This window comes from Domibacillus sp. DTU_2020_1001157_1_SI_ALB_TIR_016 (genome assembly GCF_032341995.1).
Lineage (GTDB): Bacteria > Bacillota > Bacilli > Bacillales > Domibacillaceae > Domibacillus > Domibacillus indicus_A.
In genome coordinates, this window is record NZ_CP135438.1 from 194,917 (window position 1) to 212,671 (window position 17,755).

The 17,755-nt window shown below is 39.5% G+C and carries 16 protein-coding genes; 6 read left to right on the plus strand and 10 right to left on the minus strand.

The window, feature by feature from the left end; all coding sequences use genetic code 11:
• Window positions 1–14: 14 nt before the first annotated feature.
• From RRU94_RS00870 to RRU94_RS00885, 4 genes are all read right to left on the minus strand, one after another.
• Entirely contained in the window at window positions 15–899 is an 885-nt protein-coding gene (locus tag RRU94_RS00870; protein ID WP_315691404.1) for a hydroxymethylglutaryl-CoA lyase, read from the minus strand.
• A 59-nt stretch (window positions 900–958) separates the two neighbouring features.
• Window positions 959–1,633 carry a GntR family transcriptional regulator gene (locus RRU94_RS00875; RefSeq protein WP_315691405.1) on the minus strand — a complete coding sequence of 225 codons (675 nt, stop codon included), beginning with the start codon at window positions 1,631–1,633 and terminating at the stop codon, window positions 959–961.
• Window positions 1,634–2,015: 382 nt separating this feature from the next.
• A complete protein-coding gene (locus RRU94_RS00880; protein WP_315691406.1) occupies window positions 2,016–2,657 on the minus strand; it encodes an Ntn hydrolase family protein in 642 nt (213 codons plus the stop codon).
• Window positions 2,658–2,841: 184 nt separating this feature from the next.
• The gene (locus RRU94_RS00885) at window positions 2,842–3,093 is read right to left on the minus strand and encodes a DUF1450 domain-containing protein (protein WP_315691407.1); all 252 of its coding nucleotides are present in this window, start codon (window positions 3,091–3,093) and stop codon (window positions 2,842–2,844) included.
• A gap of 237 nt (window positions 3,094–3,330) precedes the next feature.
• On the opposite strand from RRU94_RS00885, the gene hppD reads away from it, so the two are divergent.
• The 4 genes from hppD to RRU94_RS00905 all read left to right on the plus strand — a co-directional run bounded on the left by hppD (window position 3,331) and on the right by RRU94_RS00905 (window position 7,956).
• Window positions 3,331–4,452, plus strand: a complete 1,122-nt coding sequence (gene hppD / locus RRU94_RS00890) for a 4-hydroxyphenylpyruvate dioxygenase (RefSeq protein WP_315691408.1) — start codon at window positions 3,331–3,333, stop codon at window positions 4,450–4,452.
• A 63-nt stretch (window positions 4,453–4,515) separates the two neighbouring features.
• Window positions 4,516–5,457, plus strand: coding sequence for a hypothetical protein (locus tag RRU94_RS00895; RefSeq protein ID WP_315691409.1), 942 nt, complete (start codon window positions 4,516–4,518; stop codon window positions 5,455–5,457).
• On the plus strand, window positions 5,454–6,749 hold the full coding sequence (gene fahA, locus RRU94_RS00900) for a fumarylacetoacetase (protein ID WP_315691410.1): 1,296 nt from the start codon (window positions 5,454–5,456) through the stop codon (window positions 6,747–6,749). The genes RRU94_RS00895 and fahA overlap by 4 nt, the downstream gene beginning before the upstream one ends.
• 49 nt (window positions 6,750–6,798) lie before the next feature.
• Complete coding sequence (locus RRU94_RS00905; RefSeq protein ID WP_315691411.1) at window positions 6,799–7,956, plus strand: homogentisate 1,2-dioxygenase; 1,158 nt, start codon at window positions 6,799–6,801, stop codon at window positions 7,954–7,956.
• Between the two features lie 209 nt (window positions 7,957–8,165).
• Here RRU94_RS00905 and RRU94_RS00910 read toward each other — a convergent pair whose 3' ends face one another.
• On the minus strand, window positions 8,166–9,440 hold the full coding sequence (locus RRU94_RS00910; RefSeq protein ID WP_315691412.1) for an ATP-binding protein: 1,275 nt from the start codon (window positions 9,438–9,440) through the stop codon (window positions 8,166–8,168).
• Window positions 9,441–9,694: 254 nt separating this feature from the next.
• Between RRU94_RS00910 and RRU94_RS25615 the strand changes: the two genes are divergently transcribed.
• Complete coding sequence (locus RRU94_RS25615; RefSeq protein WP_410492945.1) at window positions 9,695–9,850, plus strand: EAL domain-containing protein; 156 nt, start codon at window positions 9,695–9,697, stop codon at window positions 9,848–9,850.
• Between the two features lie 99 nt (window positions 9,851–9,949).
• Window positions 9,950–11,167 (plus strand): Bcr/CflA family efflux MFS transporter, encoded by a 1,218-nt coding sequence (locus RRU94_RS00915; RefSeq protein WP_315691913.1) that lies wholly within the window; start codon window positions 9,950–9,952, stop codon window positions 11,165–11,167.
• Window positions 11,168–11,339: 172 nt separating this feature from the next.
• On the opposite strand, the gene RRU94_RS00920 is transcribed toward RRU94_RS00915, so the two are convergent.
• The 5 genes from RRU94_RS00920 to RRU94_RS00940 form a co-directional block, all read right to left on the minus strand.
• The gene (locus tag RRU94_RS00920; protein ID WP_315691413.1) at window positions 11,340–12,041 is read right to left on the minus strand and encodes a CAP domain-containing protein; all 702 of its coding nucleotides are present in this window, start codon (window positions 12,039–12,041) and stop codon (window positions 11,340–11,342) included.
• Window positions 12,042–12,558: 517 nt separating this feature from the next.
• The gene (locus RRU94_RS00925) at window positions 12,559–12,855 is read right to left on the minus strand and encodes a hypothetical protein (RefSeq protein ID WP_315691414.1); all 297 of its coding nucleotides are present in this window, start codon (window positions 12,853–12,855) and stop codon (window positions 12,559–12,561) included.
• A 1,021-nt stretch (window positions 12,856–13,876) separates the two neighbouring features.
• Window positions 13,877–15,379: a malate:quinone oxidoreductase gene (locus tag RRU94_RS00930; RefSeq protein WP_315691415.1), complete on the minus strand. Its 1,503-nt coding sequence runs from the start codon at window positions 15,377–15,379 to the stop codon at window positions 13,877–13,879.
• 627 nt (window positions 15,380–16,006) lie between these two features.
• Window positions 16,007–16,399: a hypothetical protein gene (locus RRU94_RS00935; RefSeq protein ID WP_315691416.1), complete on the minus strand. Its 393-nt coding sequence runs from the start codon at window positions 16,397–16,399 to the stop codon at window positions 16,007–16,009.
• A gap of 528 nt (window positions 16,400–16,927) precedes the next feature.
• Window positions 16,928–17,425 carry a MerR family transcriptional regulator gene (locus RRU94_RS00940; RefSeq protein ID WP_251274739.1) on the minus strand — a complete coding sequence of 166 codons (498 nt, stop codon included), beginning with the start codon at window positions 17,423–17,425 and terminating at the stop codon, window positions 16,928–16,930.
• Window positions 17,426–17,755: the final 330 nt, after the last annotated feature.

Genomic DNA, 17,755 nt, shown 5'->3' on the forward strand with positions numbered 1-17,755 from the left:
TATTTCTGCTTCTCTTACACTGTTTTGGTTAAAACTTGTGCGCTGCTTAACAATTGAGGGAATTCAATATCTAATTTCTTTAACTGTTCCAAATCTAAACCAGTTTTAATATTTTGCTGTTCTAAAAATGCTACAACACGACTTGCCTGAATATTTCCAGGAGACCCCGGAGCATATGGACATCCTCCCAGCCCAGCTTGCGCCACATCAACTAGATGGACACCTGCTTGTATTCCAGCCATAACATTTGCCAGGCCATATCCATACGTGTCATGCAAATGAAGGCCAATCGGAACATCCGGGAATTTCTCTGCCAAACGGCTGCAGTATTCGTATACCTGCCTTGGTGTTGCTTTGCCAATTGTATCTCCCAAACCTAACTCATTAATGCCATGATTGACTAGATGCTCCGCCACTCTTTCCACTTCTGAGTACGGTACAACTCCGGCAAATGGACAAACAAACGCAGTCGAAATGGCACCAATTGTTTTTCTGCCTTCTTTGTTGGTTTCATGGATTAACTCTTTTATTTCTTCTAAGGATTGGTCTGTCGTTTTATTCAAATTTGCCTGGTTATGCTCTGTACTAGCAGAAAGGAAAAAAAGTGCATTGTGGATTTTTGACTTTAGAAACCTGTCTAATCCCCTTTTATTTGGAACGAGTGCTTCATATTCTACTCCAGGAGACATTGGCAAGTTCTGCCCTAGTTCATCGGCATCTTGCATAGCAGGAACCCATTTTGGATGAACAAACGATGTTACTTCCAAGCGGTCAAACCCTGCCTCAATTAAACTTTTTATTTTATTGATCTTTTGATCAGTTTCTACAAATACAGGTTCGTTTTGTAACCCATCTCTCAATGTGACATCACGAATTTTAAGTTTTTCTGGAAAAATCATAGCGGCCACTCTCCATTTGTAAATTTTTCAGCATATCTATACTTTGTAAAGTAATAGGATTAATATTTATCCTCTTTAGCACTCGAATACATGGAGGTATAAAACTGATAATCACGCTGAATATGCACTCTCATTAACTCCTCAGCTGCTTTTCCATCCTGAGTTTGAATTGCCTGCCATATCGCCTGGTGTTCTATAGCACCTTCCTCTATGCGCAGAGGGATGTTTAACACAGCATTTCGATAAAAAGAAATTAATGAATTCAGCTGATTCATCATTTTCACTAAATATGGGTTTTCACTCGCCTCTACAATGAGGGAATGAAATTGACTGCTTATGCTTTTTAACTTTTCAAGATCTTTTTTCTCAACCATTAGATTCATTTCATCTACTACATTTGACAAACAATCACGCTGTTTATCATTCATGCGTAAGGCAGCATAATATGCCGCAGTAGGTTCCAAACTTAACCGGCATTCGTAAAGATATTTAAAATCTGAAAAACTTGCGCGATACACTCTTACTCCGCCTCTCGGACTTACGGAAACCAATCCATCACTGTTTAGCCGGCGAATTGCCTCCCGAATTGGACTTCTGCTGACACCCGTTTCCTGAGAAATTTTCTCTTCTACAATTCGCTGGCCAGGCGGTATGTTTCCGCTTACAATTTGGTCGTGTAAATACTCATACACATGATTTTGAAGAGTTTGAGACTGAGCTACCTTTGATTTCAACTTTACCACACCCATAGTCATAATTTTCAGATAATGTATACAAAAATGTTTAAAGCAAAAATGATTCGAACAGTTCTTATCTTATAACAAATTTCTACTTTTGACTACAGGATGGCTGAAATTTTTCCCAGTTCTAAAAAAATATTTGCCTTTTTTATTAGGTATCTTCCTCCTCCCCCCTTATCTAATGTGCAAATAGTGTTATTAAAACAAATTAATAGCCACTTTGCTCATTTTTCTAAATATTATAATAAGTTTTTCGGGTCTGCAAGACTACACTCAAAAGCGTTTTACCGGTGCATCATCTATCTTTCACCGCGTTAAAGCAAAAAAAATTGGTCAAAAATGAAGAGCGTGCGGGCATGCCGCATCGCTCTTTGCTTTAGGTACCCAATTTCATTTGTTCAACTTTGATGGATCCATTTTTATCAATATCAACTTCAAATAAGCCCTGCTTGGATAAAAAGATCGCATACGCATTCTTGCTAACTTTCTCATTGTTTATCTGGCGGATTGCCGAAGAGAATTTGCGTATGAAGTAATTGATATCTGTCCTTGAGACATCCACTTCGTTCATTAAATAACTACGCAGGTACACCATTTCTGTATTCGGAAATGTTTTATAAAAAAAATCAAGAAAGCTGCTTTTTTGAAAATGGTCATCTGAGGAGTAATACGTAACACGAAGCATGCCGCCTTCTGTAAACCCGGCTAGTATGTAGACAGTGGCGTAATCCTGTCCAGGGTATGATTTTTTAAACAGTTCTAATGAATGTTTAAATAATTTTTGGGATTGTGCTTCAATCTCTTTAAAAGAATGTGTATTGAGAGAAAATAATTTTAACTCTTCTATGACCATATCAATGACATTTTTAACACCCGCAAAAGCAAAGATGACATTTTGGTTCAATACGATTATCTTTTTTTCATTGTCGCTGAAATGATTCGTTCCTCGATAGGTTATTCTCTTATCGGCCATTATTAAAATACCGTTTTCGAACTTTTTCCCAATTAATGCTGTCATAATGTACCCCTTCAGAATCAAATAATGCCCTACTATCCATGCAAAAGAACAGCACTTGGAGTAGGGCTTTTACACATATTATCATAAATTGACTTTTTCTGAAGGTTTGTGTTTTTTTTAAAAGAGCAACTACTTAAGCGTCGCAGTCATCGATCAAACATTTATCACTACAATTTCTTTTTCTTTATGATTGTACCGCTTCTTCCTGTTTAAGCCCGGCCACATGCTGGTCGATTTTTTCATAAAGTTCATCTGGATCATCGGCAACAATGTTTTCACCATTTACAAGCGCAAATGGTTCCATTAAGCATTGCCCACAGTACAACAAGCATCTTTCCTCAATAACCTCCAGGTCGCTGCGCTTCATTAATTTTTCTTTAGTCGCTTCTAATTCATCCTCAAAATTGCAAGGACAGAACTTGACGTTAATTTCCATATTTAACTCCCCCTTGTTTTGATTGCCAACATTTTAAGTGGATATGCAAAAAAGATGCAAGAGTGCGCTCAAACGCATATATGCTTTAATGCGGTAAAATGCTGACGCCGCAAAGACTAAACGCGTTAAAAGGCGTGTTTGCGCGGTGAATTTTTATGTATTATGATGTGAACCATCACAGACAGCAAATTTTGAAAATTCTGTTTGTTCAATAAAAAATTTAAGGGAGCGATAAAAATGGCAGAAAAAATGGTTGCAGCACCTAAAGCGAAAAAAGAAGAATTATTTCCAGTAAAAAATGTTCATTACGTCGAAATTTATACCGGCAATGCAAAACAAGCAGCTTATTATTACGCAAAAGCATTTGGCTTTAAACTTGTAGCTTACAGAGGATTAGAAACTGGATCGCGCGATCGTGTTTCTTACGTTATGGAACAAGGTGCCATTCGATTAGTGTTAACAGGTTCTCTATCTGATCAAACTGACATATCAACTTTTACTAAACTTCATGGTGAAGGTGTAAAAGATATCGCCCTTCTTGTAAAAGATTTAGAAAAAACATATAAGGGAGCCATTGAACGCGGCGGCATCGCCATTCGTGAACCATGGGTAGAAGAAGATGAAAATGGAAAAGTGAGAAAAGCGATTTTAGGCACATACGGAGATACCATCCATACACTTGTTGAACCGATTGATTATAAAGGCGTTTTTATGCCAGGCTATGAAGCACGCAAAGATATTTTCAATGCCCAGTCTTCAGGCTTGATCGGCGTTGATCATCTTGTTGGCAACGTAGAAGTAATGGAAGAATGGACGGCTTATTATGAAAGCGTATTCGGATTTACGGTTCTTAAACATTTTGATGATGAAGACATTTCAACTGAATATTCTGCTCTGATGTCTAAAGTGATGATGAATGGAACAGGCCGCATCAAATTCCCAATCAATGAGCCGGCAGAAGGAAAACGCAAATCGCAAATTCAAGAGTATTTAGACTACTACAATGGACCAGGAGTGCAGCATCTTGCCCTTTTGACAAATGACATCATTAGCACGGTAGCTGCTTTAAGAGAAAACGGTGTTGAATTTTTGCAGACGCCTGATACCTACTACGAAGACCTTGCTAATCGTGTAGGCGATATCGACGAAGATGTAAAGCGTTTACAAGAGCTGAATATTCTTGTTGACCGTGATGATGAAGGCTATTTGCTTCAGATTTTCACAAAGCCTCTCGTAGACCGCCCTACTATGTTTATTGAAATCATTCAGCGTAAAGGTGCGCTTGGATTCGGAGATGGGAATTTTAAAGCACTGTTTGAATCTATTGAACGTGAGCAGGAACTCCGCGGAAACATCTAAATTTAATCCGGTCACGCCAAGGCTTTCTTGGTGTGACTTCCTTTCATGGGAGGTGTGAGGTTATTGTTAACAAAAATAAATGTAAAATGGGAAGAAGCCGCTGTTAGTCATTTTATGACAGAGCTTATTGACTATGCAGGACTGTTTCCGCCGGCAGCACTTCCGCTTGCAGAAGCCATTTCAAACTATCATTCTTATATCCATGGTTCTGACAGCTGGATGCTGGGCCCTTTTGTTATTCCTGCTTCACGATTAAATGAACTTCAGCCTTTTGCAGCACAATTTAATGACCAGTATCCACTGCGGTTGTCCGTTATCTTATCAAAATCAGAAACAATTGAAAAAGAGATCGAGGCCATGAATCTCTTTTTAGAAACATATGACACGGCCGGTTCCATAGAAGCAGTTGAAGTTCCGCTTCCTGAAAAAGTTGATTTTTCGTTTCTAGAAAAACTGGAACAGTATACAGGAAATTATCCAGTTTATTGTGAAATGACCGGAACGAATCAAGAGATTCTCACAACATTAGATGCTATCTCTTCGCTTAATCAAATTTCTTCAAAAAGCATCGGTGTTAAAATGCGCATGGGCGGCATTAGAGCTGACTTATTTCCATCTGCCGAGCGTGCTGCTTTCATTATTCATGAAACCCAAAAAAGAGGGCTGGCTATTAAATTTACAGCAGGCCTTCATCATCCAATCCGTCAATATCGAAATGAAGTCGAAACAAAAATGCATGGATTTGTAAATGTCTTTACAGCTTCCATTATGGCTTATTGCCGTTCAATTCATATAGAAACCATCCAAGCTATTTTACTGGATGAAGATCCTACAAACTTTTCATTTACAAAAGAGGCTCTTTCCTGGCGCAACTTTACAGTCAGCTCAGCTGAAATCGACAAAGCCCGCACTTTATTTGCGGCTTCATACGGAAGCTGCAGCTTTGATGAGCCTCGGGAAGAACTAGGAGAGCTGACTATTTTTCAAGGGGAGGCAGCACAATGAACTATTCCTTTATAGAAACCATACCAGATTCACATTTTCCCATTCAGAACTTGCCATACGGCATTTTTCAGCCCATAGGAAAAGAACCGCGTGCGGGTACAGCAATCGGTGATTATGTTCTTGATTTATCTGTAATGGATGAAGCTGGATTTTTAAATGGGACAGGTGCAGAAGGAAAAGATATTTTTTCATCCTCTTCACTCAATCAATTTATGGCCCTCGGCCGCCCTGTCTGGAGCGCAGTGCGAAAAAAACTTCAATATCTTTTAGACGCTGACACACCTGACTTACGTGATAATGAAGAAATTCGCTCACAAGCGTTTTACTTAATGAGAGATGTAGAAATGCTTCTTCCAGCAAACATTGGGGACTATACCGACTTTTACGCTTCAAGAGAACATGCAACCAATGTAGGTACCATGTTTAGAGGAAAAGATCATGCACTGATGCCAAACTGGACACACCTGCCAATTGGCTACCACGGCCGCGCCAGTTCTATCGTTCCCAGCGGAACTGCGGTACGCCGTCCTCTAGGACAGCGCAAGCCGCCAAATGAAGAAAATCCTGTTTTTGGACCGTCTGTACAGCTTGATTTCGAGCTGGAAATGGGCTGGTTTATCGGTTCCGGCAACCGTCTAGGAGAACCAATTCCTGTTAACCAGGCGGAAAATCATGTTTTCGGGCTTGTTCTTGTGAATGACTGGAGCGCCCGGGATATTCAAGCGTGGGAATATCAGCCTCTTGGTCCCTTTCTCGCTAAAAACTTTGCCACCTCTATCTCGCCTTGGGTGGTGCCGCTAGAAGCACTGGAACCTTTTCGTGCATCAGGGCCCGAACAAGAACCAAAGCCGTTCCCATACTTACAGCAAGCAAAAGATGGGGCCTTTAATATTAATCTTGAAGTTCATTTACAGCCAGAAAATACAGAGGAAGCCACAAAAATTACAAACACCAACTTCAGCTACATGTACTGGTCGATCGCTCAGCAGGTAGCTCACCACACGATTACAGGGTGCAATATTCGTCCTGGTGACATGCACGCTTCTGGTACCATCAGCGGTCCAGAACGTGCCGAACGCGGCAGCCTGCTCGAACTTTCCTGGCGTGGTGCTGAACCAGTTCAGCTTAATGGCGGCGGTCAAAGAAGCTGGATTGAAGATGGTGATCAATTGACGATCACGGGCTGGTGCCAGGGAGATGGCTACCGGATTGGTTTTGGCAGCGTCACTGGCAAGGTTTTGCCGGCTCTTTCAGAAGCAGAAATTTTAAATGCCGAGAATGTAAAAGTATAAGGTGCAATGATAAAGAAGATAAAGACAGCGAACGAAGGGAGTTTGACCAATGACACACTATGTTAAAATGGGCCGCATTCCTCATAAGCGACACACCCAATTTCGCCAGGAAGATGGCAGCCTTTACTATGAACAGTTAATGGGCACAAAAGGTTTTTCAAGCATCCAGTCTCTTATTTATCATATTAACCAGCCGACACAGGTAAAAAAAGCAGTAAAGATTCGCGATGTGAAATATGAATTTGAAGAAAAGGATGCCCTAAAACACCGGCATTTCCGTACTTGGAATACGGAAGCAGGCGGCGATTTTCTTGAAGCGCGGAAAATTTTCATGGCAAATGATGACGTAGCACTCGGCTTGGCACGGCCTAGCCGCCAGATGGATTATTTTTACCGGAACGGGGAAGGTGACGAGCTGCTGTTTGTTCATGAAGGAACAGGCAAAATTGAAAGCATCTTTGGCGAACTGAGTTTTGGACCTGGCGATTACCTCGTCATTCCAATTGGCACAACCTATCGTGTCGTTTTAGAATCAGAAGAAGCCCGCTTCTTTATTCTGGAGTCTAACTCATCAATTGTACCGCCAAAACGCTACCGCAATGAATTTGGTCAGCTGTTGGAGCACTCTCCTTTTTGCGAACGCGACTTCCGGACACCAGAAAAACTGGAACCAAAAGATGAAAAAGGAGAATTTGAAATACGGGTGCGCGCACAAGGTATGATTACATCCTATACGTACGATTTTCATCCACTTGATGCGGTAGGATGGGATGGCTATCTCTTCCCTTATGCGTTCAGCATTCATGATTTTGAACCAATCACAGGGCGTGTTCATCAGCCGCCTCCCGTACACCAGACATTCGAAGCGCACAATTATGTTGTATGTTCATTCGTACCGCGCATGTATGATTATCATCCGGAAGCCATCCCGGCTCCTTATGTACACAGCAATGTTGAAAGCGATGAGGTATTGTATTACGTAGACGGCGACTTTATGAGCCGCCGCGGAGTAGAACAAGGCTCCATTACGCTGCATCCAAGCGGCCTGCCGCACGGCCCTCACCCGGGCAAGATTGAAGGAAGCATTGGCAAGAAAGAAACACAGGAACTGGCTGTCATGGTTGATACATTCCGTCCGCTGTATATTGTAAAGGACGCCCATGCAATCGAAGATAAAGAATATATGGACAGCTGGCTAGTAAAATAACTTTTAAAAAATCATTAAATTCCGATTCCAATTAAAATAATTGATCTTCTCCCCGGATAGATCGATTTTCCCTTAATTTAAATATAAAGCCGGAGCAAGTTTCCCCCTTGCTCCGGCTTTTGTTTGCCTGCTTTTTTAATCACTGTTTGTCCAAAAAATCCACACAAAATAAAGCGCTTACTAATTAGAGAAGCATATTTTTTTAATTCTTACTTGTTCTGCTGTGTGTATTTAGGCAGAGTTATAGAGAAATATGTACCTTTCCCCTCTCCGCTTTCCACTTTAATTTTCCCACCCATTCCTTGGATGACACTGAATGAAACCATCATTCCAAGCCCAGTTCCGTTTTCCTTTGTCGTAAAATAAGGCTCGCCTATACGATCTATTTGTTGAGGCGTCATACCTATTCCTTCATCTTTTATAGTCAACGTTATTGTGGAGGCTTGTTCATAATCTAAAGCAATTTGTATTTCCCCTCCCTCTGGCATTGATTCAATTGCGTTTTTCAATATATTTGCCAAACATTGTCCGAATTTGTTTTGTTCTCCCAAAACAAAACAATCCCTATTTTCCAGGAGAGAAATGTTTATTTTAATATTATTTATTCTTGCTAAAGGAGTAAGGTTCTTGACCACATACTGAATCTCTTCAAAAATAAAAATTTTCTCTTTTTCTTTAGGCGCTGGTTTTGCAAAGATCAAGTAATCATCAATAATGTCTATTGCCTGATCCAGCTCTTGCGCTGCAATTTCCAGGTAATCTTTTCGTGTCTCAAAAGGAATTTTTTCATCTGACAACAGCTGTATAAATCCTTTAGTCGCGGTAAGTGGGTTTCCTACTTCATGTGAAATGCTTGCAGCAAGATGGCTTGCAACTTCCATTTTCTCTGCTTTCATTGATTTGCGCAGCAACGCAAAATTAATCAAAATCACTTCAGTAAGAAGTGTTGAAATCACCATGCCAATGACATTGATAAGCAGATGTTCCAAACGAATATTCATTACCATGGCCACATCAAAGACCTGGGTAGAAAATAGTGTTGAAAAAAATAACGAGAGAACGATTAACACACTGCTTGTCAGTATTTTCATCTTTAACGGCATCTTTAGATAGTATTTAGACATCAACCCTGCACAAACAGCGGTCAATATTAAAATAAAAAATGAATTGTAAAAAGCCTCCCCGCCAATTAAATAACGATGTGTTATAACCACAGATAATAATAAGAGGGCGACTTTATATCCGCCATATAAAGCGCCTAGAATTAGCGGAATCCTGCGAAGATCCAGAAGAAGTGGTTCGATAAAAACAATAGGAAAGGTCATACACATTATAAGAGAGAGTACAGGGAAAACAGCGAACATCCACCTTTCTACCCACCCAAACTTATAAATGTAGTGTAAAAGATAAAACATTTGCCATAAAAATAAAGGAAATAAAACAAGTAAAAAATTAATAACTAAATCAAATGTATAAATGTTCATACCCGCACCAAATTTTCGCTGATTTTCAAAAAATTAAATAATGGATAATTGAATCATACCAAGAAAATATAACTTCTACACAAAAAAATTGCTATAAAAACAGCATTATCTTATAAAATGTGTTTTAATATCACCTTTTTTCACTTTACTGGGATATTTTTGATTTTTGATTTAGTTGCTTCTAGACAAACTATAATTTTTACACCGCCACAAGTGAAAAAGTCATTAATCGTAAGCTGCGATTGCAGAATGATTTGTGGTTAGCCAGTTGGAATAAGGAGCTGCAGGTTTATTATCAGCCTAAAGTAAACTTAAAAACCGGGAAAATGATTGGAGTGGAAGCTTTACTTCGTTGGAATCACCCTAATTATCAGCCAGGGACCTTCGGAAACAGTTCATCATGTCTATAACCGTTCTTTAAATCAAGCTAATTGCTTCTTTTTTTCATGATTCAGTATACTTGCAAAGGAAAATAAAACGCTGAATCAATGATAGAAAGGTTTGTGAACATGCAAAAGAACTCATTTAAAAAACGGATGGAATTGGCGATTATGCTTAGTATGCTAGGTGCTCTGGGCCCGCTGAACATTGATATGTACTTACCCGCATTCCCTGATATTGCAGGAGACTTAGAGGCACACGCCTCTCTTGTTCAAATAAGCCTTACGGCGTGCTTAGTCGGACTTGCTGTCGGTCAAATAATCATTGGACCCATCAGTGATGCTCAAGGCCGCAGAAAGCCTCTCCTTATTTCAGTTACACTATTTGTAATAGCCACGTTACTGTGTGCCCTCGCTCCATCCATTGAAATTTTAATTGCCGGCCGCTTACTGCAAGGCCTTACCGCTTCCGCTGGAATTGTCATATCACGGGCAATCGTTCGCGACATTTTCAGTGGAAAGGAATTAACAAAGTTTTTTTCGCTTCTAATGGTCATCAATGCGGTTGCACCCTTAGCGGCACCAATCGCGGGCGGCGGGATTTTGTGGTTTTCTTTTGCAACTTGGAAAACGATATTTCTTTTTTTGGCACTCACAGGGTTATTTATTGTGATCCTGCTTTACTTCCGACTGCAGGAAACCCTTTCTATTGAAAATAGAATGCCAAGCTCTCTCGGCCATTCCATCCGTACAATGGGTGACTTATTTAGAGATCGTTCATTTATCGGCTATGCCCTTACACTAGGTTTTGTACATGGGGGGAGTTTTGCTTATGTATCCGGCACGCCATTTGTGTATCAGGATATTTATGGTGTATCACCGCAAATGTTTAGTGTACTGTTTGGTATTAACGGGATTGCTATTATTTCGGGAAGCTTTATGGTTGGACGTTTAGCAGGAATTATAGAGGAGAAACGGTTATTACAAAGCGGCGTCATTCTCTCCACTTTAGCAGCTTTATTTTTATTCATTATGACTATCACAGAAGGACCGCTTGCCCTTATCGTTATTCCGATTTATGTATATATGACAGGCATGGGAATCGTACTTACCAGTTCTTTCACAGTCGCTATTGCCAAGCAGGGGCATCGTGCGGGAAGCGCAAGTGCTTTGCTCGGAATGCTGCCTCTTTTGATCGGTTCTATTATGTCCCCGCTTGCTGGAATAAAAGAAGGATCGGCTGTACCAATGGGGACAATCATTTTCATTACATCACTTATTGGAACCATAGTCTTATTTGCTTTAGGAGAAAAAACTCCCTCTCGCAGAGAAGAAAAAGATATATAAACAACATTTTTCTGCTTTAACAACTTATTAATGATCAAAAAATATTTTATCATTTTCGGCGAGAACACTCCCACTTCAACCGTCTGGTAAATGGGTGGTAGTTCAAAAAAAAAAACAATAGTTAATGTAAAAAAACCGCCAGATTAAATCTAGCGGTTTCTTCTGTATTCATTTACTTTCCGATAAACATTTGTGTCCAATGCCCATCTACATAACCTACACCAATATGAGTGAAGTTAGCACTTAAAATATTTTTACGGTGTCCATCGCTGTTCATCCACGCCTTCATTACTTCTTCAGGTGTTTTTTGACCTTTTGCAATGTTTTCACCAGCCGTTTTATACGTAATACCGAATTGCTTCATCATATCAAATGGTGAACCATACGTAGGTGATTGGTGAGAAAAATATCCTTTGTTTTTCATGTCTGCTGATTTTGCACGAGCAACTTCGCTTAGTTTTGTATCTAGTTGAAGAGCTTTCAAGCCAGCTTTTGCACGCTCTTGATTTACAAGTTCAAATACTTTCTTCTCAAACTCGTTAACAGAACCAGTAGTTGCTGCTGGTGTTTGAGCTGGTGCCGGAGCTGGAGCAGTTGTTGTTGTCGGAGCTTTCGCTGGCTCTTGAGTAGTCGTTGTTGGTGCTTTTGCTGGCTCTTGAGTAGTTGTTGTTGGCGCCTTTACCGTTGTTGTTCCTGGTGTTGTTTGTGCCGGTAGTTTAACAAACGAAACAGTTTGTTTGCCATCAATATATTTAACAATTACCTGGTATTGAATGGTTTGAACAGTCGGTGTAGCTGCATGTGCTTGTCCTGCTGAAAGTAATCCTAATGAAAGAGCACCAGCTGTAGCGATCATACGTAGTTTCTTTTTCAAGTTAATTCCCTCCTGCAATTCTTAGTTGTTTGTCGTGACCATGTTGCTCGGCCTCTGCCACTAATAATGCAAGAAAAGAAGTTTTATCGCAATAGGTTTTAAACCTCCAATTTTAACTAGAATTCCACAAAAATTCTTTCCATTTTTAAACAAGGCTTCAACCTTAAGTGTGGCCTGGTGCTATAGTCATATCGATATTAAAAAGAAAAATCATTTTTCATTGCTTGTAATGGAATTGTTATATTTTTTACACAAATGTTTAACCGAAAAACACGATAAAAACGCGTTTCGTGTTTTAAATGTTTCATTTGAAATCTGCATAAAAGCATTTTAAACAGAAAAAGTCGAACCTTTGATGTCTCTGAAGACACGTCAAAAGCTCGATCTCGTTTCCAGCCCACCCCTAAAGGAATGAGCTTTGCTGCTCAGAAAGTCTGTAAGCAGCTATCATTTTATAAACAGTTAAAATTATTTACATCCAGTCGCTATGGTATATCCTCTTCATCGCGTCTTTAACTCAACCATATTGCTTCTTCAGTGCCGCTAAATCTTTACTATAGCATTCTAAGCAGGTCCACGCTTTTCTACTTTTGAGACTGATAATACATTTTCCGTTAATATCCATCACATCCGGCTTATAAAACACAACATTCTTTTCTTTGTTGCAGTAATCACAAGACTTTAGGAAATTATCTGGTCCCTGTGCTTGATACACGTGTTCAACAAGCCTTATCGGCTCGTAATCAGGTCTGGCGTCCATCACTCTCAAGTTATTAAGAAATTCATTACCATAATCTCTGCCCATGTTTTTCATCCAATCACCCTTTCAATTTTTCGCTTATATTAATTTTCATTATTGTCGTATTCATAGAAAAGTATTCAGTAAAAAATATAAACTTGAACTCGTCATCCTCTTTTTTAATCATAGACATGCAGATTAAGACTGAGCCTTTTTTGACTTTTGTGCCTGTTATCTTATTGATATGTATGTAAAACAATTTTGAATTTTTCACATAAAGTATTAAGAAAAATCGATTAAATTGTATTTTATATGCAGAGAATCCTATTTGTTAAGATTTCTGTTCTTCTGCGTGCCACCCTATTTTTAAAAACAGATATAGAGAAAATCCGCTTAAAAAAGCCTTTATATTCATATACATACGTGAATACAAAAGCCTCATATGATGCCCTAGGGACTGACCCCATAGAGTGAGACAAATCAAAACACCTTCATGAAACAACTGGAGGTGTTTTGCTGTGAGCACAAAAGGAAGTTATCCAGCAGAGGTAAAAATGAAAGAATTAAATGTTAGGTACCGTCCCCCACTCAAGAGCTAGCCCCTTTTGTAGTACCCGCAAGAAGTAGACCTTTTTAGGTATGGAGTCTCCCGGTATTGGACCGGGCTCATGCCTTTTCATGTTGCCTTGATTCGTTTAGACAATACCTTCTTTTGTATACATCCTATATCAAAACCTATGTCTAAACTTATATTCTAATCTGTAGACCAATCTACACCCGTATCCTGATCTACACCTGTATCCTAATCTACATTTGAACATAAGTTTGAACCTGTCTATGAACCTAATCTAAAACTTGACGATGATGAAGAGCCGTATGCCCAACAACAAAAAACCGCCCTAAGGCGGTTTTTGCTGCTTTAACTATACACTTTTCAAAATCCTATTAATTCTTTATATATTTGTCTTTCACTCTTTATACTGCGCATCCGGGTAAAGCCGGGCTAATGTATCTTTCAATATCGGTTTTATTTGGATTCCTGGGTGGACTGCCTATACTATAGTTGTTTCCTCCTGCACAGTGGAGATATATAGAATTAACTAAAGGATGGCTGTTTTTCACTTAAACCAAGCACCTGCGCTGTTGAAGTATGAACATCGTACAGCAGATCTGGATTCTCCATTAGTGACAAGCCATAAGAAGGAATCATTTCTTTAATTTTCGGCTCCCATTCTTTTATCTGTTCAGGGAAGCATTTTGTGATTACTTCAAGCATGACATGAACAGCTGTAGAAGCACCCGGAGAAGCACCAAGCAGCGCTGCGATCGATCCATCAGACGCACTCACTACTTCCGTACCAAATTGCAGTGTTCCTTTCCCGCCAGCCTCCGTATCTTTGATCACCTGCACCCGCTGTCCCGCTACAACTAAATCCCAATCCTCGCTTTTGGCATTTGGGATAAACTCGCGCAGCTCTTCCATCCGTTTTTCTTTTGACAGCATCACTTGTTGGACTAGGTAGTTTGTTAATGACATATTTTTAGCCCCTGCCGACAGCATGGTTAAGAGATTATCCGGTTTTACGGAAGTGACCAAATCAAGCATTGAACCGGTTTTTAAAAACTTCGGTGAAAAGCCGGCAAACGGCCCGAACAACAGCGACTTTTGATTGTCGATAAACCGTGTGTCAAGATGCGGCACAGACATTGGAGGAGCGCCCACCTTCGCTTTGCCGTATACCTTTGCATGATGCTGCGCTACAACGTCCGGATTATTGCACACCATAAAGATTCCGCTTACCGGGAACCCCCCAATATGTTTCCCTTCCGGAATACCGGATTTCTGCAGTAAATGTATGCTTCCTCCCCCGCCTCCGATAAAGACGAATTTCGCCGTATGAGATTCAACCGTACCGCTGTCGAGATTCCTTACTTTCAATTCCCAGGAGCCGTCGCTCTTACGTTTAATATCATTCACACTGTGATTGTAGTGTAAATCGACGTTTTTACTTTTCAAGTGATCAAACAGCATGCGTGTTAAAGCGCCAAAGTTGACATCTGTTCCAGAGTCAATTTTGGTTGCCGCTACCGGTTCATCCGCTGCGCGATTCTGCATAATAAGCGGAATCCATTCCATCAGTTTTTTGGGATCCTCGGAAAACTCCATTCCCTGGAACAGCGGATTATTTGACAGCGCTTTAAAACGCTTTTTTAGAAACGTTACATTTTCTTCCCCCTGCACTAAGCTCATATGAGGCAATGGCATAATAAAGTCCTCTGGATTATGCAGCAGCCCGCTCTTTACAAGGTAAGACCAAAACTGCATGGACACTTGAAATTGTTCATTAATGTTGATGGCTTTGCTGATGTCTACAGAGCCGTCCGGTTTTTCGACCGTGTAATTCAGCTCACACAGTGCCGCATGCCCCGTTCCTGCATTGTTCCATTCGTTAGAGCTTTCCTCCCCTGCTTTTGAAAGCTTCTCAAATACTTTGATATTCCAGTCCGGTACTAGTTCTTTCAGAATTGTTCCCAAAGTTGCACTCATGATTCCAGCACCAATTAAGATAACGTCTGTTTTTTTCTGTCTGCTGCTCATTATATCCTTCCTTATCCCCTAAGATTTGTAGAAATGATGCAGGCGCTCCTGCTTAGACGCCACAGCAAGCCAGAGCACAGCCTAGTCATTCTTTTTTTCCAGATCCATTACAAGCAAAAATAGAATACCACTATTCAATCATTACACTAATTAGTATAACTTTATTAAACGATAAATATAAAATAGTATAACACTATTGTTTGTAGATTAAAATATTTATTTACTATTATTATCCTGGCTTTAAGTTATTTAAAAGCTGATAAGAAGTGAGAAGTCCATCCACAATATCTTAAAAACACAAAAAACAAATCCTTAATCTACATTCTTCTAAGAGTTAAGGATTTGCTTTGTTATTACCAGTAAACGCCGCCGTCAAGTTTTCTCGGTTACTTATGGTTTAGTTTATCTCAATTGTCTATTAGTTAATCCGCGAAGTATTTACGCCTGAATTCAAAAAAATGGTTCAGCTGTACTAGTACGGGAAATTAAAAAAAGCGTAAAGATTCCCCTTCACGCCTTTTCATATGCTTCCTTTCAGTTCCTGTCCTTTTTCCATTAACTTAATGCTGCAAGACGGCCGGAATCCATATTCTTTGTCCAATTTAAATAAAGAACGATCAGTTACTTTTAAACAGTTTGTTTTTTAGGGATCGTTTCTAGCTCGAACTGTTGCTTTTTATCGTTCGTTAATACCGGCTTAGTTCCACTAAGAGCAAGCTCCATTCGTTCAATCATAAGAGTTAGCCATCCAACTTCATTTTTTATCGCCACTTCAGATGCATCCCAGTTAATTAACCTTTGGGATCGGCGCGCTCTTTTTTCAGCATTTTCCCAATCTGACAGGACCGCGGCATTGTCTTCTTCCTGGTCCAGTCTGTTTTTTAACAAATAAATATAATGGGAAACAGATTTTATTTCTCTGTGCCTTCTTTCATATGATCCATGGATATCTAAAACTTTTTTCAATTCATTTGCATGATGAGCCGCTGCTTTGACGTAATCTATATTTACTTGCAACATGTTTAGCCCCCTTGATCGTTCTAGATTTAAGTTTTTAATTTAGTGCACGATAAACTGCTTATGTAGTCAAATAGGTCATTTTTTATTCACTGGCGCACAAAATGAAAGCGCTTTAATTAATCATAATCCCTCTCGCTTGTTTCTTCAATACTTGAAGTGGATTTTAATAAAGTTTTTATAGTCATGTGTTATTTTGTTCTTTTCCTAGTCCGTTATCAAGTTGATTCAGCGAAAAGACTTATTTAACGCTTAAAATAAATCCATTAAATCAGACCACTAAGGCTGCAAAATGCTTTTATCAACACTATCCTCTTTCAACAAAAAATGCCTCACAAAAAAGACCATCTCTAAAGAGATGATCTTTTCCATTAAATTCCCTCTCCATGAGAGTTTTAAAGTTCAAATCGGCGGCCTCTATTCTGTCAATGTAACGTAATCCATGTAATTATAACAATTTGAAGCAGAACGGTATTATTAGTACAAGCTTTAAATGATAAGTTCATACGGACTTAAAGGAATTCAGCAATATCACTTTATTTTCCCAAAAAGACCTCTTCTTTTTTGTTCTGGCTGGTCAGATAAAGCTTTAAACAGCAGACTGCTTGTTCTTCGAACTTCGTATATGACCACATTAATATGATCCATATTACGCTTAAGTTCTTTTTTTAATTCTGCATTCTCTTTTTTGATAGCAGTAAATTCTTCCATTATAGCAGTCAATATTTCATTCGACGCGGCGTTGTTTTGTACTTCAATTTCAGCCGTTTCGCTTGGAAGCACAATAGGTGCAGCGCCCAGCATACCCGCTATATCGTTAATGGGTAATTTAGATGAGGCTCTCAATTCTTTCATTTGCGTTAAAGTTGCAACATCCTGCTCAACAAACACACGAGATCTCTTTGGTTTCGCGATTACGTATCCATGTTTCTCAAGTGCGATACTATAATTTCGCACAGTACTCTGGGAGATACCTAATATCGCAGCCACTTCAGTTGTCGTATAGGCTTTCACGATTTCTTTATCCATAACACGAACTCCCTGAACATTTTTATTATTAACCGTCGAAATAAACTGTATAATTGCCGTAATTAAATGACCGAAAAAACAAAAAGAGCCCCAGCGTGTTACAGGATGGGGCTAACCATCCATCGTAACCGTCTATCACGCCTCAACCGTGACAAACACCTGCTCAAGCCCTTTGTACAAACTATTTTATGGGAATAATTTTATCGTATTTTAGTAGCTTTTTCAAGAAGTTTAATTCTTCCTTTACGTCTAAAAGCGCTGCCTGTCCTGTGCGCCTTTGTTCAAACGAGCAAAGTTCCAATAACAGCAGACTTTTTAAAAAGATACAGA